Annotated in this window: 19 protein-coding genes, 1 tRNA gene and 1 pseudogene; 14 read left to right on the forward strand and 7 right to left on the reverse strand. The window is 58.9% G+C overall.

What is annotated here, in order from left to right; translation table 11 throughout:
• The 3 genes from Q0601_RS22385 to Q0601_RS22395 form a co-directional block, all read left to right on the forward strand.
• On the forward strand, nucleotides 1-110 hold a 110-nt coding region (locus Q0601_RS22385; RefSeq protein WP_305292229.1), incomplete at its 5' end, for an EF-Tu C-terminal domain-related protein.
• Nucleotides 111-319: 209 nt separating this feature from the next.
• The gene (locus Q0601_RS22390; protein ID WP_305292197.1) at nucleotides 320-2,173 is read left to right on the forward strand and encodes an ABC transporter ATP-binding protein; all 1,854 of its coding nucleotides are present in this window, start codon (nucleotides 320-322) and stop codon (nucleotides 2,171-2,173) included.
• A gap of 63 nt (nucleotides 2,174-2,236) precedes the next feature.
• Nucleotides 2,237-2,312 (forward strand) — tRNA-Trp (locus Q0601_RS22395).
• An 830-nt stretch (nucleotides 2,313-3,142) separates the two neighbouring features.
• On the opposite strand, the gene Q0601_RS22400 is transcribed toward Q0601_RS22395, so the two are convergent.
• Complete coding sequence (locus tag Q0601_RS22400; RefSeq protein ID WP_305292198.1) at nucleotides 3,143-3,517, reverse strand: hypothetical protein; 375 nt, start codon at nucleotides 3,515-3,517, stop codon at nucleotides 3,143-3,145.
• Between the two features lie 710 nt (nucleotides 3,518-4,227).
• On the opposite strand from Q0601_RS22400, the gene Q0601_RS22405 reads away from it, so the two are divergent.
• The 4 genes from Q0601_RS22405 to Q0601_RS22420 all read left to right on the forward strand — a co-directional run bounded on the left by Q0601_RS22405 (nucleotide 4,228) and on the right by Q0601_RS22420 (nucleotide 9,553).
• Complete coding sequence (locus tag Q0601_RS22405) at nucleotides 4,228-6,018, forward strand: monovalent cation:proton antiporter-2 (CPA2) family protein (protein WP_305292199.1); 1,791 nt, start codon at nucleotides 4,228-4,230, stop codon at nucleotides 6,016-6,018.
• 737 nt (nucleotides 6,019-6,755) lie between these two features.
• Nucleotides 6,756-7,247, forward strand: a complete 492-nt coding sequence (locus tag Q0601_RS22410; protein ID WP_305292200.1) for a GNAT family N-acetyltransferase — start codon at nucleotides 6,756-6,758, stop codon at nucleotides 7,245-7,247.
• A gap of 210 nt (nucleotides 7,248-7,457) precedes the next feature.
• Nucleotides 7,458-7,907, forward strand: coding sequence for a thiol-disulfide oxidoreductase DCC family protein (locus tag Q0601_RS22415; RefSeq protein WP_305292201.1), 450 nt, complete (start codon nucleotides 7,458-7,460; stop codon nucleotides 7,905-7,907).
• Nucleotides 7,904-9,553, forward strand: coding sequence for an SDR family oxidoreductase (locus Q0601_RS22420; protein ID WP_305292202.1), 1,650 nt, complete (start codon nucleotides 7,904-7,906; stop codon nucleotides 9,551-9,553). The genes Q0601_RS22415 and Q0601_RS22420 overlap by 4 nt, the downstream gene beginning before the upstream one ends.
• Before the next feature lie 197 nt (nucleotides 9,554-9,750).
• On the opposite strand, the gene Q0601_RS22425 is transcribed toward Q0601_RS22420, so the two are convergent.
• The 3 genes from Q0601_RS22425 to Q0601_RS24800 all read right to left on the reverse strand — a co-directional run bounded on the left by Q0601_RS22425 (nucleotide 9,751) and on the right by Q0601_RS24800 (nucleotide 13,101).
• Nucleotides 9,751-10,524, reverse strand: coding sequence for a MerR family transcriptional regulator (locus tag Q0601_RS22425; RefSeq protein ID WP_305292203.1), 774 nt, complete (start codon nucleotides 10,522-10,524; stop codon nucleotides 9,751-9,753).
• A 16-nt stretch (nucleotides 10,525-10,540) separates the two neighbouring features.
• Nucleotides 10,541-12,463 carry a S9 family peptidase gene (locus tag Q0601_RS22430; RefSeq protein WP_305292204.1) on the reverse strand — a complete coding sequence of 641 codons (1,923 nt, stop codon included), beginning with the start codon at nucleotides 12,461-12,463 and terminating at the stop codon, nucleotides 10,541-10,543.
• 269 nt (nucleotides 12,464-12,732) lie between these two features.
• Nucleotides 12,733-13,101: a hypothetical protein gene (locus Q0601_RS24800; protein WP_370656171.1), complete on the reverse strand. Its 369-nt coding sequence runs from the start codon at nucleotides 13,099-13,101 to the stop codon at nucleotides 12,733-12,735.
• A gap of 291 nt (nucleotides 13,102-13,392) precedes the next feature.
• On the opposite strand from Q0601_RS24800, the gene Q0601_RS22440 reads away from it, so the two are divergent.
• On the forward strand, nucleotides 13,393-15,033 hold the full coding sequence (locus tag Q0601_RS22440) for a Hint domain-containing protein (RefSeq protein WP_305292205.1): 1,641 nt from the start codon (nucleotides 13,393-13,395) through the stop codon (nucleotides 15,031-15,033).
• 110 nt (nucleotides 15,034-15,143) lie between these two features.
• Here Q0601_RS22440 and Q0601_RS22445 read toward each other — a convergent pair whose 3' ends face one another.
• Both Q0601_RS22445 and Q0601_RS22450 read right to left on the reverse strand, forming a co-directional pair.
• Nucleotides 15,144-15,266 carry a hypothetical protein gene (locus Q0601_RS22445; RefSeq protein ID WP_305292206.1) on the reverse strand — a complete coding sequence of 41 codons (123 nt, stop codon included), beginning with the start codon at nucleotides 15,264-15,266 and terminating at the stop codon, nucleotides 15,144-15,146.
• On the reverse strand, nucleotides 15,263-15,838 hold the full coding sequence (locus tag Q0601_RS22450; protein WP_305292207.1) for an ATP-binding cassette domain-containing protein: 576 nt from the start codon (nucleotides 15,836-15,838) through the stop codon (nucleotides 15,263-15,265). The genes Q0601_RS22445 and Q0601_RS22450 overlap by 4 nt, the downstream gene beginning before the upstream one ends.
• A 32-nt stretch (nucleotides 15,839-15,870) precedes the next feature.
• Between Q0601_RS22450 and Q0601_RS22455 the strand changes: the two genes are divergently transcribed.
• Nucleotides 15,871-16,008 (forward strand): hypothetical protein, encoded by a 138-nt coding sequence (locus Q0601_RS22455; RefSeq protein ID WP_305292208.1) that lies wholly within the window; start codon nucleotides 15,871-15,873, stop codon nucleotides 16,006-16,008.
• Nucleotides 16,009-16,038: 30 nt separating this feature from the next.
• Here the strand turns inward: Q0601_RS22455 and Q0601_RS22460 are convergent, their stop codons facing one another.
• Entirely contained in the window at nucleotides 16,039-16,647 is a 609-nt protein-coding gene (locus tag Q0601_RS22460) for an ATP-binding cassette domain-containing protein (RefSeq protein ID WP_305292209.1), read from the reverse strand.
• A gap of 118 nt (nucleotides 16,648-16,765) precedes the next feature.
• On the opposite strand from Q0601_RS22460, the gene Q0601_RS22465 reads away from it, so the two are divergent.
• From Q0601_RS22465 to Q0601_RS22485, 5 genes and pseudogenes are all read left to right on the forward strand, one after another.
• A complete protein-coding gene (locus Q0601_RS22465) occupies nucleotides 16,766-17,566 on the forward strand; it encodes a TonB-dependent receptor domain-containing protein (RefSeq protein ID WP_305292210.1) in 801 nt (266 codons plus the stop codon).
• 7 nt (nucleotides 17,567-17,573) lie between these two features.
• Nucleotides 17,574-17,933: a hypothetical protein gene (locus Q0601_RS22470; protein ID WP_305292233.1), complete on the forward strand. Its 360-nt coding sequence runs from the start codon at nucleotides 17,574-17,576 to the stop codon at nucleotides 17,931-17,933.
• Nucleotides 17,860-18,231 carry an ATP-binding cassette domain-containing protein gene (locus Q0601_RS22475; protein ID WP_305292211.1) on the forward strand — a complete coding sequence of 124 codons (372 nt, stop codon included), beginning with the start codon at nucleotides 17,860-17,862 and terminating at the stop codon, nucleotides 18,229-18,231. Before Q0601_RS22470 ends, Q0601_RS22475 begins: the two co-directional genes overlap by 74 nt.
• A complete protein-coding gene (locus Q0601_RS22480) occupies nucleotides 18,228-18,359 on the forward strand; it encodes a hypothetical protein (RefSeq protein ID WP_305292212.1) in 132 nt (43 codons plus the stop codon). The genes Q0601_RS22475 and Q0601_RS22480 overlap by 4 nt, the downstream gene beginning before the upstream one ends.
• A pseudogene (locus tag Q0601_RS22485) lies at nucleotides 18,356-19,146 on the forward strand (ChaN family lipoprotein). Before Q0601_RS22480 ends, Q0601_RS22485 begins: the two are co-directional and overlap by 4 nt.
• The last annotated feature ends 412 nt before the right edge of the window (nucleotides 19,147-19,558 follow it).

Consider the following 19,558-nt stretch of genomic DNA (forward strand, 5'->3'; position numbering starts at 1 on the left):
TCGAGGTCGAGCTGATCGCGCCGATCGCGATGGAAGAGAAACTGCGCTTCGCGATCCGCGAAGGCGGGCGCACCGTCGGCGCTGGCGTCGTCTCGAAAATTATCCAGTAACGCCAGGTCGCTGATGGGTTGAATTGGGCCGCTCCTTCGGGGGCGGCCTTTTTCGTCGAACGGGCCAAGCTGAAGCTGTCCTTGCATCAGAACTGTCGGCGGTTCTGGCATGCTCGCGGTATCCCGGTGCTTCCCGACTTGACTAAATGGTAAAATTTGGTCAGCACTGGCGTTCCTGATCCATTCATTTTGCAATCCCGGGTGACACCATGTTCGCGTGGTTCGAGCGTCGCATCGATCCTTATCCCACCGACACGCCGGAAATGCCGCCGCGGTCGCTGTGGCGATTCGTGCTGCATTACAGCCGCGGCGCCTTGCCGTGGATGATTTCGCTTGCGCTTATCTCCAGTGCAATTGCCGTGATCGAAGTGCTGCTGTTCAACTGGTTGGGCGAGTTGGTCAATCGCCTTTCCGATACCCCGCGCGAGATGTTCTGGCAGCAGCATGGCGCGCGTCTGGCGATGATGGCTGTCGTGCTGCTGATCCTGATGCCGGCCATCAATTTGCTGGGTGCGTTGATCCTTAATCAGTCGGTGATGGGAAATTTCCCGCAGCGGATTCGCTGGCAGGCGCATCGTTATCTTCTGCGGCAGTCGATCGGTTACTTTCAGGACGAATTCTCCGGCCGGATCGCGCAGAGACTGATGCAGACCGCGCTTGCCGTGCGCGAAGTTGCGATGAAAATCATGGATGTGGGCAGCTATGTGCTGATCTATTTCCTGGGCGCCATGGTGCTTGCGGCGAGTCAGGACTGGCGGTTGGCACTGCCTTTCCTGGCATGGGCCATAGGTTACGGCACATTGCTTTGGCTTATTGTGCCACGGCTGGGGCAGGTGGCGAAGGCGCAGGCGGATGCCCGTTCGGCCATGACCGGACGGGTGGTGGACAGCTATACCAATATCGCCACGGTCAAACTGTTCTCGCATTCGACGCGGGAGGAAGAGTGGATGCAGGAGGGCATGGATGCCTTTCTGCAAACGGTTCATCGGCAGATGCGCCTGTCCAGCATTCAGGATATCACGCTGAACGCCCTGAACGTGATGCTCGTGGCCGTGGTCACGACACTTGGCCTTTGGCTGTGGAGCGTCGGGCAGATTGCCGTGGGTGCGGTTGCGATTGCGGTGCCGCTGGCGCTGCGGCTGAACAATATGGCGCATTGGATCATGTGGGAATTCGCCGCGCTGTTCGAGAATATCGGCACGGTACGCGACGGGATTACCACGCTTTCCATGCCGAGACAGGTCGTCGATGTGCCGGGTGCCCGTCCGCTGGTCACCGGGCCGGGCGAGGTGCGCTTCGATCAGGTCACCTTCCGTTACATGGGCATGACCTCGGCGCGGCCGCTTGCCGTGCTGAACGATCTGACCTTGCATATCGCTCCGGGTGAGCGGGTCGGGCTGGTCGGGCGCTCGGGCGCGGGGAAGTCGACGCTGGTGAATCTGCTGCTGCGTTTCCACGATATCGAAGAGGGCCGGATCACCATTGACGGGCAGGATATCTCGCAGGTTACGCAGGACAGTCTGCGCGCGGCCATCGGCGTGGTGACGCAGGACAATTCGCTGCTGCACCGCTCGGTGCGCGAGAATATCGCCTATGGGCGACCGGATGCGGGTGAAGACGAGATCAGAGAGGCATTGCGCACCGCGGAAGCGCAGGGTTTCGTTCCGGGTCTGTCCGATAGTTACGGGCGGCGCGGGCTGGATGCCCATGTGGGCGAGCGGGGCGTCAAGCTGTCCGGCGGCCAGCGTCAGCGGATCGCGATTGCGCGAGTGGCGTTGAAGGACGCGCCCATTCTGGTGCTGGACGAGGCGACCAGCGCGCTGGACAGCGAGGTCGAAGCGGCGATTCAATCCCGGCTGGAGGCATTGATGGAGGGCAAGACGGTGATTGCGATTGCGCACCGGCTATCGACCATTGCTGCGATGGATCGACTGATCGTCATGGATGGCGGCCGGATCGTCGAGCAGGGCACCCATGGTGAGCTGTTGGCGCGGGATGGCCTGTATGCGCGCCTGTGGGCGCGGCAGTCCGGGGGCTTCCTGGCCGCCGATGCCGCAGAATAACATAAAGCGTGGAATGCCCCCTTGCACCGGCATTGCTGCTGCCGTAAACGGACCCACGGCCACAGGGGTATAGCTCAGTTGGTAGAGCATCGGTCTCCAAAACCGAGGGTCGTGGGTTCGAGTCCCTCTGCCCCTGCCATTTGAACCATTATTATTGTCGTTCGACTTCGAAAGACCGACTTTTCGACAAAAGTTGGTTTTTAAGCCCGCAGGCTGATTCGCGGCCTGTGTCAGTCTCTACCAACCGAGCGCACGATTCAGGGCCTGCCCTGCCTTCAAGTTGGGCTGAGATCAGCACTGGTTCTGCATCCTTGCGCTCGTAAATCGGGCCAAAGTCCTGTCCGTCAGGAGCGAATGGCGTCACTCCTGCAGTCCTCAGTCGGGTGATGCACGTCTGATGCTGCAAGCCGAACTCTTTCCGCATCAGCCTTAGAATCAGAAAGCGCCGATGGAACGCGGCCATATGCGCGTCGGTCACATAGAGGACCGCCTTGCCGGTCACGGGTGGCGCATCCAGCATGTATCGACGTGACCGGCCTCGAAAAGCCTTGGATACCAGCCCCTCGATTTGATGCCGATGGCAAAAGCGGAGGCGAGCTGACCTTTGGGCAGCTTCTCGGCGCGGCGACGGATATGCGATCGCTTTCAAAGTCTTTTCTCGGCTCCACTATTCGCCGCGGTTTGATCGGGATGATGTCCCGACCACAAAAACCTTCGGATTCGATATTTCCCGCGCGGAAGAGATAATCTTCCCTGACGGTGCCCCGGACTTCAATGATCTTGGCCTGTGCGTCGAATTGGACGAGCCCTTGGATAACCGGCGTTCGTTACTCGGCGGATTCTCCGGACAGGAGGTGAAGGACGAGATCGGATCACACTTTCTGCCCTGTTTCCTTTATCGGGGAGTCGTGAACGGATGCGATGTGAGGGCACCTGTTGTCCATTTGTGTCGCTATCTGCCGGTATTTCTTAACAATCATATTGTGGTTCGGGGATACGAAGCAGACAGTTCAAGGCGTTATTCAGATGGGATGCGAGGTCGTCCAGCGCGTCCATCTGGCCGAAGGAGCCGGAAAGGCCGATCTCGCGCTCTGTGTCGGGAGAGGGCCAAGGATGATGGTAGGCGAGGGACAGTGCGGCCCCGCTCCCGCCCTTGGCAGGCCTGATCTTTTGAAGTTTGAGCGCTGCGATGCGCTCGACTGGTATGATGTGCAGTTGCCGCGCGCACACGATCAAGGCCATGCCGTCCGACGACAGGCCTATCCGGTCCAGGAAATTGTCCTGCTCAATGGGGGGCAGGCGCAGGAAATCCTGGCTTCCACCCTTAAGGGCGTTCTCCCACAATGCCTTCAGCGTCGGTGTCGGAACTATGCCGCGGACCGTCGCGAGAGATGTAAAGGCTAACCATCGGCAGAGACAGTGACAGTAGGCCAGCGATGAACATCTCGCGCAGAAAGATTCTCGGCCCACAGTGACAGCCATCGCCTTTGCCGCCATAGGACGGAGTATCGAGACCACGTCTCGCGGCATGAGAATGTGTTCCAGAATCGTATATTCGACCGCCAGTTTAGATCGGTCCTAACCGGCCCAATGGGCTTTAAGCAACCTACCGTGGCAATAGGGGACAGGCGTGGACGATGCGGGCCTCCCGCCCGCCGGAAAGACAGGGTCGGCCCTTTGCGGCTGTCGATCACCCCGCGCGATGTTGCGGTATGGCTTCACTGAACCGGACATTCGTGTGCAGAGCAGGGAAATCAAGTCATATCAGGTGCCGATGCGGGACCAAACAGCCGTTCGCTGCACCGTCATCATTTATATAGCATCCTGATCCTCGATCAAAATCTTCCCATCATATGCTGCCTTGACTCCGGGCTTTCCGACAGCAAATGTGAGCGCTGGATGCATATGGCGTTGGTTGCTTTGCCCTACATGCGGGTGGGTAAAACGAGTGCCAGCTATAGGCTGGCGACGGAGCTGCCGGCCCTGATCATCGTCTTTGCCGTTTTCACTGTCGCCATCGCGTTTGTCGCTTGGCAATTATAAAAGGCTTATCTATGGCAGACCCTACCCACGCGGCCGAGGTCGCACATCACGGCTTTGACCTGGTTCCCGTTGTAATCCTGTTGGCCGCCGCCGTGATAACAGTGCCGTTTTTTCGACGGATCGGTTTGGGCTCGGTTCTGGGGTATTTGGCCGCCGGTCTGGCTATCGGTCCCTATGGTTTTGGTTTTTTCAACGACGCGCAGTCGATCATTCATGTTGCCGAACTTGGCGTGGTGCTGTTCCTGTTTATCATCGGGCTTGAAATGCAGCCATCGCGTCTGTGGTCGATGCGTGGCGAGATATTCGGCCTTGGAGCGCTGCAGGTCTGTCTTGCCATCTTTACCCTGATCTGGGTTGGCATCGCGCTTGGCTATCCGGTGGCGGCCAGCTTTGTCGCGGGCACCGGTTTTGTGCTGACATCAACCGCTATCGTGATGCAGATGCTTCAGGAACGTGGAGAGATGGCGCAACCCAAAGGCCGGCGGATGATCGCAATCCTGTTGTTTGAGGATCTGGCTATCGTGCCGCTGCTGGCTCTGGTGGCGTTTCTCGCCCCCGGCGGGGCCGAGGCGACACTGACCGACCGGCTACAAAGCGTGGTCATTGGTCTGGGCGCGATAGGAGTTCTGGTCCTTGCCGGGCGCTATTTTCTGGACCCGATGTTCCGGCTGCTGGCCCGCTTTGGCGCGCGCGAGGTGATGACCGCCGCTGCGTTGCTGGTGGTGCTGGGCGCTGCAGTCCTGATGCAGGCAGGCGGCCTTTCGATGGCTATGGGTGCATTTCTGGCCGGCGTGTTGCTTTCGGAATCCTCATTCCGTCACCAGCTGGAAGCCGACATAGAACCGTTCCGAGGATTGCTGCTGGGCCTCTTTTTCCTTGGCGTCGGCATGGCACTGGACCTGGAAATCATCGCGCATAACTGGGTCATTATAGCGATCTCTGTCCCGGCCTTCATGCTGCTGAAAATGCTGGTGATCTATGTCGTCGCCCGCCTTACCAGAGCGTCGCACAGCGAAGCGACCGAGCGGATGGTTCTTATGGCACAGGGCGGCGAGTTTGCGTTTGTCCTTTACGCGGCGGCCACGCAATCCGGCATTCTGACCAGCGAATGGAATGCCAACCTGACCGCAATCATCATAATTTCCATGGTGCTAACCCCTCTGATGCTGATCGTTCAGAACCGCCTCAGGAAACCGGGAGACCCATCAATGGAAGGCGTCGATGCTGCCCGGGATCTGTCGGGCAACGTGTTGCTGATCGGCTTTGGCCGGATGGGGCAGATCATCAGCCAGCCCCTGCTGGCACGGGGCTATAACCTGTCGATCATTGACACCGATCCGGACATGATCCGTGAGGCACAGAATTTCGGCTTCAAGGTCTGGTACGGTGACGGCACACGACTGGACATTCTGCACGCCGCAGGTATCCATCATGCCGACCTGATTATTGCTGCACCTAATGACCGCGACGCGGTCACGCGTATGGTCGAAATCATCAAGCATGAATGTCCGCTGACCCCGGTTCTGGCCCGTGCCTTTTCCCGGCAACACATGGTCGAACTGCTGAAGGCGGGGGCGGATTATCCGGTGCGTGAGACGTTCGAAAGCGCGCTTGACCTTGGGCGCGAGGCGCTGGTGCGACTGGGCGACAGCCCCGAGGAAGCGCTCGATACTCTGCGCTCTGTTCGCGAAAACGATCGGGAACGGCTGGCGCTGGAAACGACTGGCGGCATCTATGCCGGCCGTGCGCTTTTACAGGGCATGGTGGGGGCCAATGCAGATCAGAAACCAAATGGGCATTGAGCCGCATCCCCGTCGCTGGCAGTAAATATGCTCACCTATTGGCCGAGTTGTAGGCGACTGGGTTTGCCTCGAGGCAATCATGCGGCAATGCAGCGCCCAATCTGATGACGATCATGGACGGTTCTCGTCATTCACGGTTCTTTGCGGTCACTCGATGCTTACAAGTGCTGCGGGGCAGCGCTCCCCAAAGCTGCCGCTCGACTGGCATCGCAGCGAAGTCCTCAGCATCATGGCACCGCTGCGGGACGGTGCAGAGGTTTACTGCAGTCACCATCATCTGCACGTATATGGAATCCAATGAGGACGTAGTACACTCTATGCGACTTTCCATCAGAGACACTTATTTCGTTCCAGATCGCGAGGGCGTGCAGCATGGGCATCTGATTTGGCCTGACGAATGCCCGAAGCTGTTCATCGATTATCTTGAACTTAAAAGGCTATCGAGGCATGTGCGAGGTGGTGGATCAAGGGTGTGTGATATTCTCTGGCCCGACCCTGGTGAAGCGCCGCAAACATCAGGGAGGTCGTGATCTATTGGTTTTCCTATTACCGGATGTTGACATAGGCCAGCTGTCGCCAAATGCGACAATCGGTTTGGATCCTCGCAGATTAGAGTTTGAATGACTGCTGTAGGCTCGGATCGGTCATTCACCCGCCATGTGGTCAGCTTTCAACCCGGACAGAATTGATGCTGACCAAGCTGACAGCAGTGGGTTGGTCATGATACTTTCCCCATCATGACTGATTTTAAGATCATCCCCTATACGTCCGGCCACCGCAGCGCAGTGCTTGATCTTACTCTGGCAGCCTGGTCGCCCGTCTTTGCAAGGACTCGTCACGAAGTGCCCGGTTTTGTCTATGACGCATTCTATCCGAACGGCTGGCAAGCACGACAGGCCGAAGATGTAGGCGCTCTTCTGGATCGGAAAGAAGTCAGTGTCTGGCTTCTCATGGACAGTCAGCAACTGATCGGTTTCGTAGGGTTGCAGTTACACCCAGAGGACCGGATGGGCGCTATTCACATCATCGGGGTCGCGCCGGATCGGCAAGGTCAAGGCCTTGGCAGGTGTCTGACACAGTTTGCCGAGGCGCAAATCAGGGATGCGGGGATGTCAATGGTCATGGTCGAGACCGTAGGCGACTCGGGACATGCTCCGGCGCGCGCTGCGTATGAAGCTTATGGATTTCAACGTTGGCCAGTTGCTCGCTATTTCAAGAAGCTCCAGTGACGGCTCAGGGCTCGAAGCTTCCTGCGGCATCGCGGCAATTTGTCTGGTCGTGCCGTCGTTCTGCAAAGCCGCATTTTTGAAGCGGGCATCAAGACCTGAAAAATCATGCATACAGCGTGAGTGATGTAACCAGATATCCAGGAAAGGGCCATGCGATACCCGGCACATTCGGATTGCGCCGCGCCGGCGTTTGCCGGATGATCCGGTATCATGGCTGAACCTTTTTCTTTCCGCAAGGACCCGGCAGTGCCGGATTTCGACGATCTCCAGCCCGTCGCTGTGATGGATGCCGAATGCGCCCTGTGCAGTTGGGGCGCGCGGATGATCCACCGGCTTGACCGCACGGGAAGGGTGCGCATCTGCCCGATCCAGAGTCCGCTGGGCGCTGCGCTGCTGCGTCATTACGGGCTGGAGCGGGAAGATCCCTCAAGCTGGTTGTTCATCGACGGCGGGGTGGCGCATGTCGATTGCGACGCCGTGCTCCAGGCCAGCCGCCACTTGGGCGGATGGACCCGGTTGGCTGGCGTGTCGCGGATTTTCCCCAGGCCGGTGCGCAACTGGCTTTACCGACGTCTCGCGCGCAACCGCTATGCGCTGTTCGGCCGTGCCGATATGTGCGACCTGCCTGACCCGGCCTTCCAGCGCAGGCTGCTGCGGTGAAGGTCCTGATCCTTGGGGGCTATGGTGTCTTTGGCGAACGCCTCGCCCGGTTACTGGTTCGCGACGGGCATATCGTCACTGTGGCCGGGCGCGACCTCGCCAGGGCTCAGGCTCTGGCGGATCAACTGGGCTGTGCGGCGTTGCGGATGGACCGGCAAAAGGACCTCCGACTGCTGGCTGGGCATCAGGTGGTGGTTGATGCCGCCGGCCCATTCCATGCTTATGGCGAAGATCCCTATGCCCTTGCCCGGGCTGCGATTGCCGAGGGCCTGCATTACCTCGACCTGTCCGATAACGCAAAGTTCTGCGCGGGGATCGCCTCACTGGATGCCGAGGCGCGGGCCGCCGGGTCATGTGTCCTGTCAGGACTGTCCTCGGTTCCGGCGCTGTCCAGCGCGGCGGTGCGTGCCCTGGTCGGGCCCGAGACGCCGCAGGTGATCGAGACGGCGATCCTGCCCGGCAACCGCAGCCCGCGTGGCCTTTCTGTGATGACCTCGATCCTGTCACAGGTCGGGCGGCCGATGTCGGTCTGGCGCGGGGGTAAATGGATCCGCGTGACTGGCTGGTCGGAGCCGCGCCGATACCATCTGCCGGGCGGGCTGGTTCGGCAAGGCTGGCAGATCGAGGTGCCGGATCTGGCGCTTTTCCCGACGCATTTCGGGGCAAATACCGTGGCGTTTCGCGCAGGTCTGGAACTGGCGGTGATGCGTTACGGGCTGGCCGGTTTTGCTGCCTTGCGCCGCCGTCTGCCGATCCCGGTCAACCGCCCGGTGGTGCTGGCCTTCAAGCTGGCGGCCGATCTTCTTGCCCCCTTCGGTAGCGGGTGCGGCGGCATGTCGGTCATGGTGATCACCGGGCAGGAGCGTCGCTGGTGGCGCTTGCTTGTGGAGGACGGCGACGGCCCCTTCATTCCCGCCATCGCCACCCGCGCCTTGTTGCGGCGCGACACCTTGCCGGTGGGTGCCCGTCCGGCATTGGAGGCTATCACGCTGGAGGAAGCCGAGGCCGCGATGTCCGACCTGAACTTGCGGACCGAGCGCGCTTGTGAACCGGTTTCCCCCCTCTTCCCACGAGTGCTTGGCTCCGCGTTTGACAGCCTTCCGGGCCCGATCCGCGCGACCCATCAGACGACGGATGTCAGCCATTGGCAGGGACATGCTTCCGTCCAGCGTGGCGGTGGCCTCTGGAGCCGCTTTCTGGGCCGTCTCTTCGGCTTTCCGCCGGCCGGCGAGGGCGTGCCGGTGGAGGTGACGAAGATCGTCACGCCGAAGGGTGAAACCTGGCAGCGGCGGTTCGGAACGCGTGTTTTCCAGTCGCGCCTTTCGGCCTCGGCGCGGGGCATGACCGAGAGCTTCGGCCTCTTCACCTTTTTGCTCGGCTTGAATGTGCAGGGGGAGGCCCTGCACTATCCGGTGATGTCGGGATGGCTTGGCCCACTCCCGTTGCCGCGCTGGCTGTTGCCCGGCTCAATCGCGCAGGAGCATGTCTGCGATGGCCAGTTCCGCTTCGACGTCAAGATCCTCGCGCCTGTAACCGGAGCGCTGCTCGTCCACTATCGGGGAGCTCTTGAGGAGGTGACCGGCAGTCGGACAGCCGTTCACGCCCGCCGACAAACCAATGACGTGGACAACCAAGGTTCGGGTTAAACGCCCGGTTCATAGCCATCTTCCAGTGATTCCACTAGGTGCAGCCGTGCGGCTTGTCATTGCTGCCATGCGCTGCAAGTGCGAAAATGTACGGGCGGCGGTTTCACAGTGCGCAGGACCTTCCCGCCGTTCGCTCTGCTGGTGAGCGGTATCTGCTGACTGGCTGGTTCTGGAAAACGAAAGCGGAGAGCTGCCGATCATTTTCCGCAGGACCCGTTTCGGCCATCGGTCGACACTAACCTTAGCCCGATTTCCGTCAGCACCCGGCGTTGTTGCGGTGTGGTTGCTTCCGCAGCATGTGCCCAGAGCGTGAGGCTTGTTTCCTTTTCTGCAAATTGGCGGAGCACGGCGTTGAACTCCTTCATCCAATTGCCGAGATGCAGAACGTAGGCATCGACGAGTTCGGCAATTTCGGTTTCGTCGGTTTCGAGTCCGAGACGATCGAAGCGTTGGCCAAGGGCCAGCACGATCTTGGCCAGATCGGGAGCGGCGAGGCGGTCGTAGAGTTCCGCAAGAGCCGCCCGCCCCTTATCGTTGACCATATGATCGATCAGGGTCGACTGGTCGCGCCCGCTATTGTTCACCTCCCCGGATCGCCCGACTTCCAGCGGAGCGAGCGCGACGGTCAACTCGGGCGATACATCAAGCGGACCTTTTCCCGAACGGAGCGCCGCAATGATCTTTCTCTGCTTCTGCAGACGTTCAATCTGATCGGTAAGCGATGTAGCCAACTGATCGAGAACGTCCAACCTTACGGCATGAGAGTCTTCGAGCAGAGGCGCGAGCTGGCGAAGCGAGAGCCCCAGGGTAGTGAGCCGTCTGATGCGCAGGAGCCGGACAAGGTGGTGGACAGTGTAATGCCGATAGCCGTTTGCATCCCGGCTCGGCTCTGGTAGAAGGCCGATCTGATGGTAATGCCGGAGCGTTCGAACCGTTACCCTCGCACGTTTCGCGATATCTTTGCTGCGCATGAGCCTCCTGCCTGGTTCAGGGCCTGTACCGGTCGTCCGCTGCCGGTGAGGCCGGTGCCGAGCGGCCACCGATATGGCGCGCCAAAAACGCTTCGATCGCGTGGTAGAGTTCGTGGTTACTGTCCTGATTGATGAACCAATGTCCCTCTTTCTCGTTCAGCAGAAACTCTACATCATTGCCGCGTGAACGCAGCGTATCCACGACCGCTTCGGCCTGGCTCAGCCCAACGCGCACGTCCTGTGCACCATGGATGACGAGTATGGGGCAGCGGATCTGGTCGAGGCGGCTTATCGGCGAGCGTGCCAGCATGTCGGCGTTGTCCGCCGCGATATCGGGATCTCCCATGTAGGCGATATAGGTGTTCACAAGGGCTTCGCGAATGAAGGGCACGGCGCCTTCAACCAGCACGCGCAGGTCGGACATGCCGGAATAGCTGATGGCGGCGGCGAAGCGATCTGGCGTAAAACTCGCCCCCAGCAGAGCGGCATAACCACCATAGGAACAACCATAGATCGCCACGCGATCAGGATCGGTAATACCCTCAGTAATAGCCCAGTCGAGCGCATCGATAAGATCTTCATGCATGCGGCCTGCGAACTCGCCTTTCGCCGCCTGCATGAATGCCTTGCCATAGCCAGTTGATCCCCGAAAATTCACTTGCAGAACCGCATAGCCACGGTTGGCGAGGAACTGCACCTCGGGGTCGTAGCAAACGCTGTCCCGATACCATGGCCCGCCATGAACCAGCAGGACGGTCGGCAGATTGCGATGCTGCTTGTCTTGGGGCAGTGTCAGATGACAGGGGAGCCGGAGCCCGTCGCGTGAGGTGACCGTGATAGGCTGAACCGGAGCCAGCAATGTGGTGTCGAGCCCCGGTTGTCGGCGACCGACGATTTCGGATTTCCCCGTCGCGTGGTCATAGAACCACGTCGTCCCTGCTTCCCGATCGTTGGTGAATTCGATGGCCCATCGCTCTCCTGCTGCATCACAAGAGATATATCCCGGTTCGGCATCGGACAAGGAGCCGAGCCTTGTAAGTACGTCAGCAAACTTCGAGTCCAAAACGTGAATAACCTGTCGCTCACCAAGGTAACGCGCGCCCAAGAGGTCGCCGGTTACCGGGTTGAGGATTAGACTTGGAGGAAAGCGCGGATCGGCTTCCGGTCGCGGTGTATCGAGATCGAAGACAGGGTGACTATCGACTTCGCTCTCGTCGCCACTGGCGAGATCGATTCGTGCGAGCCGTGTCCGATCCGTTCCGCAGTTCGAACCAAGCCACAAACCCTTCCCATCAGGCGTAGGTACACAAGGCAAGGGGCCGAATGGATTGTCGTTGCCGTTGAAGCTTGCAATAGGAACGAACTGTCCGTTTTCGTAGCGGGTGAGCTCGAAGTCGTTCCTGGAATTGACGACGATGGCGTGGGGCGGCCCGTCGGGTATGGCGAGCCAGCGCACGAAACGACCGGGATTCTCTGCGAGGGTTTCGAGATCGCCCGTCTCGATATTGAGACGATGCAGGTCGATAAATGCGGGATTACGGGCATTCATCTGCAGAAAGATGATGTTCCGGTCGGCGGGCGAAAACGCGAACTCTATGACCCGCACGCCCGGGAAGGGCGTCAGGTTGGCAGGTCGCGGCTGGTCATCGGCAGTGGCTATACGGTAAAGGTGCCAGTTTTCGTCGCCGTTGGTGTCTTGCATATAGAGAATTGCCGTCGAGTCCGGTGTCCAGCAGAAGGCTTCGATATTGCGGCACGCGTCGGCTGTAAGACGGCGATACTTTGCATCCGGCCCATCGATTTCGCGTATGAAGATGTTCAGGCGTTCAGACCAAATCGATAGATACGCGATGCGGGACCCGTCGGGAGAAATCTGCGCGCGGCAGAAATGCGGCGCGGAAAACAGTGTTTCTACGGGAATGGAATTGGAACCGGACATTGCAAGATCCTTCGTATCAGTCACAGGCCGTCAGAAACGATCGTGAGCCTTAGTTCCAAATTGGAATGCACTATGACGTAACGTCGGGGTCAAGTGTTGATTTGTCCCTTCGGCGCGTCTCATGAGCCAATCGCCAAACGGATGGAGCCCAGCCCCACCTGTCGCGCTTAAGCGCGGCACCGGTCCAACCGCTTGGCACGATTATTGCTGCCAAGAAGTTTGCAGAGGCCCGCCCCGATCGCTGCAAGTTGCATGAATGATTGTTAATCTTAGCTTTGCGCCATCTGCCCTGCCGCACCGCCGTCAGGCGGCTTTCCGGCAGGGCTGTGTAAAAACTTCCTTCGGTAGCAGTAGCTTACGAGTTCCAAGCCTGAGGGCGGGCATTTTTCGGCCTGAATGCCCGGACATACCATGCCTTGGCGGCTCAGCCCGGGATGGCTGCCATTATCCCCCGGGATTCCGATCAGGGTGACCATGCGCTTGATATTGTAGGCAAGGACATGCAGCGCTATTTCCGTTCGGACGTTCACGAACCCTCGTGTCAGCAAATGGGTGTGGCCCATCCTGGCCTTGATCCTCTCCACACCGATGTGCTGCAGGTAGGTGGCCCCTATCGAAGCCGCTCGAATTGTGCTCAACGAGCCTCCACCTCGCATCCTGCCACAGTGCCGAGGTGATTTCCAAAGCAAGAGCGGCCCCAAATATAAGAAATCGCAAGAATTCAGCAGAATTGAAAGATGGACGGGCGAGCTCAGTCACGCTACCGTGATTGAGATTTGATCCAATGCGGCCGTGTAGTTCTGACAGGTGCTCAGCAGGAGCGTCATCAGTTGGCTGGATAATAGCAGGCGGGAATATTCCGGTCAGAAACTCGGAAAGCTGTCGAGAGAACCGGCATATTTTGTCACGGAAAAGCAAGGAACGGCTAGATGGTTCAAGCAGTCAAGCTGCCCGTAGATTCTTCGGTAGACGGCACCCAGCTCGCAGAGACGATTTTTGGCCAGGGCGTGAGCGTCATCTCGGCAACCTATAGCGGAGATCCGGAATCGAAGGGAATTTACACAAATGGAGATGTCACGTCACCGGGAGTTTTGCCCGCAGATAGCGGGATCATCTTGTCGACAGGATATGTAAACTCTTTCACGCATGAAACCGGTTCAGGCGAAGCAAATCTGACGGATGACTACGGCAATGACATGAACGGGGTCGATGGTGATCCCAGGCTCGATCAGATCGCCAATGTCAGTGAGGGAACATTCGATGGCTCCATCTTGCAGGCCACGTTTGTTCCCACCGGATCGACACTTACCATGCAGCTTACCTTCTCATCGGATGAATATCACGGCGGTTACAACGATGCCGTCGGCATCTATGTGAACGGTGTCCGCGCGGAACTGCCGATTGGAGATGGTGACGTTTCGATGCAGAATATCGCCCCGGGCGGTTCCAATGATAACCTATATGTCGACAATGCCGCGAGCCAGTTCAACACTGAAATGGACGGCTTCACCGTCACTCTCTCTGTCAAGGCACCGGTTAATCCGGGGGTGGAGAACGAAATATGGATCGGGATCGCAGATGCCCGTGACATTGGCCATGATTCCAACCTTCTTATCGCGGCGGATAGTGTTCAGACGGATGTGATCGCCCAAAGTGACACCGGGACAATGGCTATCGGGGGGCGCGAGGTTGTTGATGTCCTTGCGAATGACGTCAGCAGCCTGACCCCATCCTTGACGGTAACTCAGATCAATAGTCAGGACGTCGCGCCGGGAGACAGCGTTACATTGATTTCCGGTACGGTTGTCACGCTGAACGCCGACGGCACGCTTTCCTTTGATGCCTCCTCGGAGGCAAGGCAGGAAGTAATCACATACACGGTTGACGACGGTGCGGGAACCACAGATGTCGGCTTCGTTCAGGTGGATGTCATTACCTGCTTCACGCGTGGGACGCTTATCGAGACAGATTGCGGGCTTGTCACGATCGAGGCGCTGCAGCCCGGGAATATGGTTTTCACGAAGGATGACGGTTATCAGTCGATCCGCTGGATCGGCTCTACCAAGCTATGCGAACGGCAATTGGCTTTCGCTCCGAATTTGCGGCCCATCTGTATCAAGGCGGGGGCATTGAGTGAAAGCGTACCCTTTCAAGACCTGCTGGTTTCACCCCAACATCGGGTTTTGGTAAGATCAAAAATCGCACAGCGCATGTTCGATGCCCCTGAGGTCCTTGTTGCGGCCAAGCAGCTCTTGCAGTTGGATGGTATCGATGTTGCGGTAGATGTAGAGGCGGTGGAATATTTTCATATGCTATTTGACCGGCATGAAGTTGTATTTTCGAACGGTGCGGAAACGGAATCTCTTTACACGGGTGCCCAAGCACTGATGTCTGTGGGAGAAGCTGCGCGTGACGAAATCTTCTCCTTGTTTCCTGAACTTCTTGATGCGAATTACCAGCCGATCCCGGCACGCCCCATTGTTTCAGGTCAAATGGGTCGCCAACTGGCCGCGCGTCACGTGAAGAACAATCAGGCATTGGTGTGGAATAATATGACACCCGGTCGATGACGCGCCAACCCTGAAACCCGCAATCGCCCGCCCCGATCGCGTCAGCACGGCGCTCCCTTGCTTCAGCCAATTCCCCCGAATTTGCCGATCAGTGTTGTATGGGTTTCCCTCTAGCGCGGATATGTCAGCAACTGGCCCGTTTCGCGAAGAGCAAGCACATCCATCTCTACTCCGAAAATCCGCTTCAGCAGAAGTGGCTGAATGATCTCTGCGGGTGAGCCTCGTGCGATCATGCGTCCGCCGCGCAGGGCAATGACCTCGTCGCAACGGGTTCGTCCAGAAGCAGGCATTTCGCCTGCTGCGCCACTAGCATCGCCAGCCAAACCCGCTGCCGTTCTCCTCCGGACAAAGTGTCCACCAGACGATCCGCCAATCCGGCGACGCCGGTCAGATTCATCGCCGCCTCGACCTGTCTGCGATCTTCGCCGGTGAAGCGGCCAAGCGCGCCGTGCCAGGGATAGCGCCCGACCGACACCGGTTCGTGGACCCGAAGACCGGCGGCCGAGGAAAGCTGCTGCGGCAGATAGGCCAGTTCGCGCGCGAATTCCCGATTGCCCCATTCAGCAAGCGGTCGGTTCATGAAGCGCAGCTTTCCCGAGCTTGGCTCCTGCTGGCCCGCGAGGATTTTCACGAGGGTGGGTTTTCCCGATCCGTTATGCCCGATCAGCCCGATGACGCCTTTTGCGGGCAGATTGATCGTCAGTGGGTGCAGCAGACGGGGCTTGCCGATCGAGAAGGACATTTCCTCGATGGCAAAGGCAGGGAGGGTGTCGTCCAGCGTGGCCGGGTTCCGATGGGCATTCATGCCTACAGGCCTTCCTGTCGGGTTGCATCCACATGTTCCGTGGTTACGATGCGGCCTGCGGACATATGCAGCCGCTGGTCGGCGATGTGGAAATAGCGGTCGTCGTGGGAAATGACGATCAGGGTCTGCCCGTCGCGGCGCAGATCGGGCAGCAGCCGGGTGTAGAATAAATGACGGATGGCCGGATCCTGATCGGCGGCTCATTCGTCGAAGACCAGAAGCGGCCTGCCTGTCACGCAGGCCTGAATGAAGGCAAGCCGCTTGCGCTGGCCGGTCGAAAGATCGGTCGTGCTGAAGGCACCATCCCGGATCGAGACCTTGCCGGACAGTCCAAGAATGTCCAGAAGCGCGATTGCATGCCGGGCCTGTACCTCGGTCATGTTGCTGGTGACCTGCCGGAACAGATGAAAATCCGACAGGACTGAGGCGAAGAGCTGGCGATAATCGTCTCGATTCGCATCGCTCACCGGCGTGCCGTCCAGCTCCAGCGTTCCATTCTGCGGCAGGTAAAGGCCCAGTAGAAGCTTCAGCAAAGTAATCTTGCCTGATCCGTTATCGCCGGTGATGAAGGTGATCCGGTCTTGCGGGATCTCCAGAGCCACGGGTCCGAGGGTGAAGCCGTTGCCCGTTCTATCCTCCATGAACTGATAGGATGCACCGCGCAGCGAGATCTGTCCGGTGAAGGCGGAGGCGTGTCTCTGCCGCGGCTCCAGAAGAACCGGCTCTGCGGTCCGGAAACGCTGGGACAGGTCAGCGATCCGGCCGAAGGCGATCTGAGCGCGGTGGATGACCGGCAAAGCACCGATCAACTGATCAATCGGGCCTTACATAAAGCAGGATCAGCACGAATCTGCCCGGCACCGCGTCCGAGGCGAAGCCCGTATCCCGCCAGGACAGCAGGATCGCGTTCATGCCGAAGAGCCGCGTATGCGCGAGGATGAAACCCTGCTGAAAAGCCTTGGCGCATTGTATCGTTTCGGCGACGGCTGGCAAATCTGGGGGCATTACGGCGAAGGTTTCAAGATGCCGACCGCGCAGCAGCTTTATACTTCCGTGCCGGACGCGTTCTTCGACCTGATCCCTGCACCGGATCTTGAGCCCGAGAAAGTCAAAAGCATCGAGGCCGGGCTGCGCCGTGAAACGGAACGCGGATTTTTCGGCATTACCGCCTTCAGTGCCGATTACGACAACTTCATCGAGGAATTCTACAACCCGCCGGGAACCTCCGATTACACCTATCGCAATCTGTCATCGGTGCATATCTGGTGGCTGGAGCTGGAAGGCCGCTACGAGATTAGCGATACCCTGCGTCTGACGGCATCGGCCGCATGGCAGAAAGGCAATCAGCGTACCGGTCCGGATGCTGCCAAGACCCCGACCAGGGTGCCGCCACTAAGCGGGACGATCGCGATAAGCTGGGATACGCCTCAGCCGGGCCTGACGGTCGATCTTGTCGGACTCTTTGCGTCTTCGGTTAAATATGTCGAATCCGAAGACAAGTTCAAACCGGCCGGCTATGGTGTCATCGACGCTTTCGCCCGGTGGGAGTTCGCAGAGAATGCGGTGCTGAGCCTTGGTGTCAGAAATCTGTTCGACAAGCGTTATTTCGAAGCCTCTGCCGCGACCTATGACAGGGTGACGTCGAGCGCAGTCGCCAATTCGAACCCGATCGAGTTGCAGACCGGGGCGGGCCGCGCCTTTACTGCGTCGCTTGATTACAAGTTCTGACGCATCGGTGAGGGGGGCTTTCGGAATAATCCTCGGCCGGGCCGGAAGACTGGCGGGCATCGCCACTTCGGGTTCCGGCCGCTGGTCGGCATTTGCGCTGTTCATTCTGGTTCTTGCGCTTGGTTTTCTGGGCGTCTGGCTATCGGTTCGCATGATCGCATGGAACAAGGGAACAAGGCTTTCTACGACGCGTTGGAAAACATGGATGGCGCCGAGGCTCTGCGCCAGATCGGTGTTTTCTTCGCGATCGTCGGGGCGTTTCCTGTTCCTTCCTGCGGGCGCGCCGGTCATGGATGACGACTTGCCGACCGCCGTCAGTTATCCCGAACGCCCTGAGGCCCACGGGATTGCGCGGGCTCAGGCGTGATCCGCCGTGCGGGTGGAGTCACCGGCTTGTCACCGCGAGTGGCGTGAGCGGGCTGTCGATGGGTGAAAGGCAGCGTGTCGGCCTTGCCCGTGCAATCCTCAACCGCCCCGACTGGCTTATCCTTGACGAAGCGACTGCCGCACTGGATGCCGCAGTCGAGCTTGATCTATTGCGCTGGCTGCGGCAGGAGCTGCCGCAAACCGCCATCATCATCACCGCGCATCGTAAACCGTCGGGTCTCGTCGCAGAGCGGATCCTGGATCTGGGCGGGACCGAGGATCAGAGGGAGACAGCATGACAGCAGAAGCCATCCACATTCCGGCCCGTGACACGCTTGCCGATACAAAACTGCAATCCGTGCTGCTGTTATTGCCGCGGATGGGCGGACTTATTGTATTCGATATCGTTGCGGATTGCTTTCAATGAACGGGGTGCGCTGGCTGGATCAGCGGGGTGAAACCCTGGATTGCCCGACCGTGATAAAACGCGCATCGGCGGCACGCGTGGTCTTATTGGGTGAACGTCACGACCGGGCCGGGCACCATCGCTGGCAGTTGCATGTCGCGGCGGCTTTGGCCAGCCTGCGCCCGATCACGATGGGTTTCGAGATGTTCCCCGCCCGTGCCAGTCCGATATTGGCCGAATGGGTCGCTGTGACCTGACCGAAGAAGAATTCCTGTCGCGTGTGGACTGGGCCAGCGTCTGGGGATTCCCGGCCGAACTTTATATGCCGCTGTTTCATTTCTGCCGGGACATGCAGATCCCCATGATCGGGCTGAACGTCAAAAGAGAACTGGTGCGTTCGGTTGGCTCATCGGGCTGGGGCGGCACATCGGATGACCTGAAAGAGGGGCTGACCCGCCCGGCCGTCTCGCCCATGGCCTACCGTCGCTTCATCTTCGATCTGACCGGCGGAAGCCGACCGGATCGCAAGGCGAAAGCCCCGGATGACCCCGCATTCGACAGTTTCGTGGCGGCGCAGGAAGTCCGGGATAGGGCTTTTGCAACCCGTCTGACGGATTCCGTGACGCAGCACCTGGACCGGCTGGCCATTGGTATCATGGGGAAAGGTCATATCCAATATGGCGGTGGTGTGCCGTGGCAATTGCGCGACCTTGGAATAGCAGAGAGTTTCGTTGCCGTGCCGGCAGATATGGACGAGCCTTGCGATCCGCATGCCGCCGACGTGACCATGCTGCTTCGGAACCCGTAGGAACGGCTCGTGATGGCAGAGCCGGGCCGGAACCAGTCAAAATGGATCGGTCCCGGATTGGCGGCAGGCATGTCGAACAAAATGCGATGCCGTGTTGTTGCCAGACAGGTTATGAAAATTGATCGTCGGCGGGATGAAACCGGCGGCATTCGAGAAGTGGGTGTCTGAGAATTTTGTTACTTGCTTTCCGCACTGGAACTGGGCAGATCACAACGATTGCCATCGTTCTGTCATGAGAAATCGGCCTGAGTCGTTAGTGCCGATAGGTCTCATAAGTTATTGAAATTGCACTTCCTTTACATGAGTGTATCGATACCCATCTGTACCAAAGAAATATCCGAACTGCTGGGTAAACGGTCAAGCAATCTTCGAATGGACGTGATGAAGTATTTCCTACGTCGCTTATTAAGTT

The organism is Paracoccus wurundjeri (assembly GCF_030678915.1).
In the GTDB taxonomy this organism is placed as follows: Bacteria; Pseudomonadota; Alphaproteobacteria; order Rhodobacterales; family Rhodobacteraceae; genus Paracoccus; species Paracoccus onubensis_A.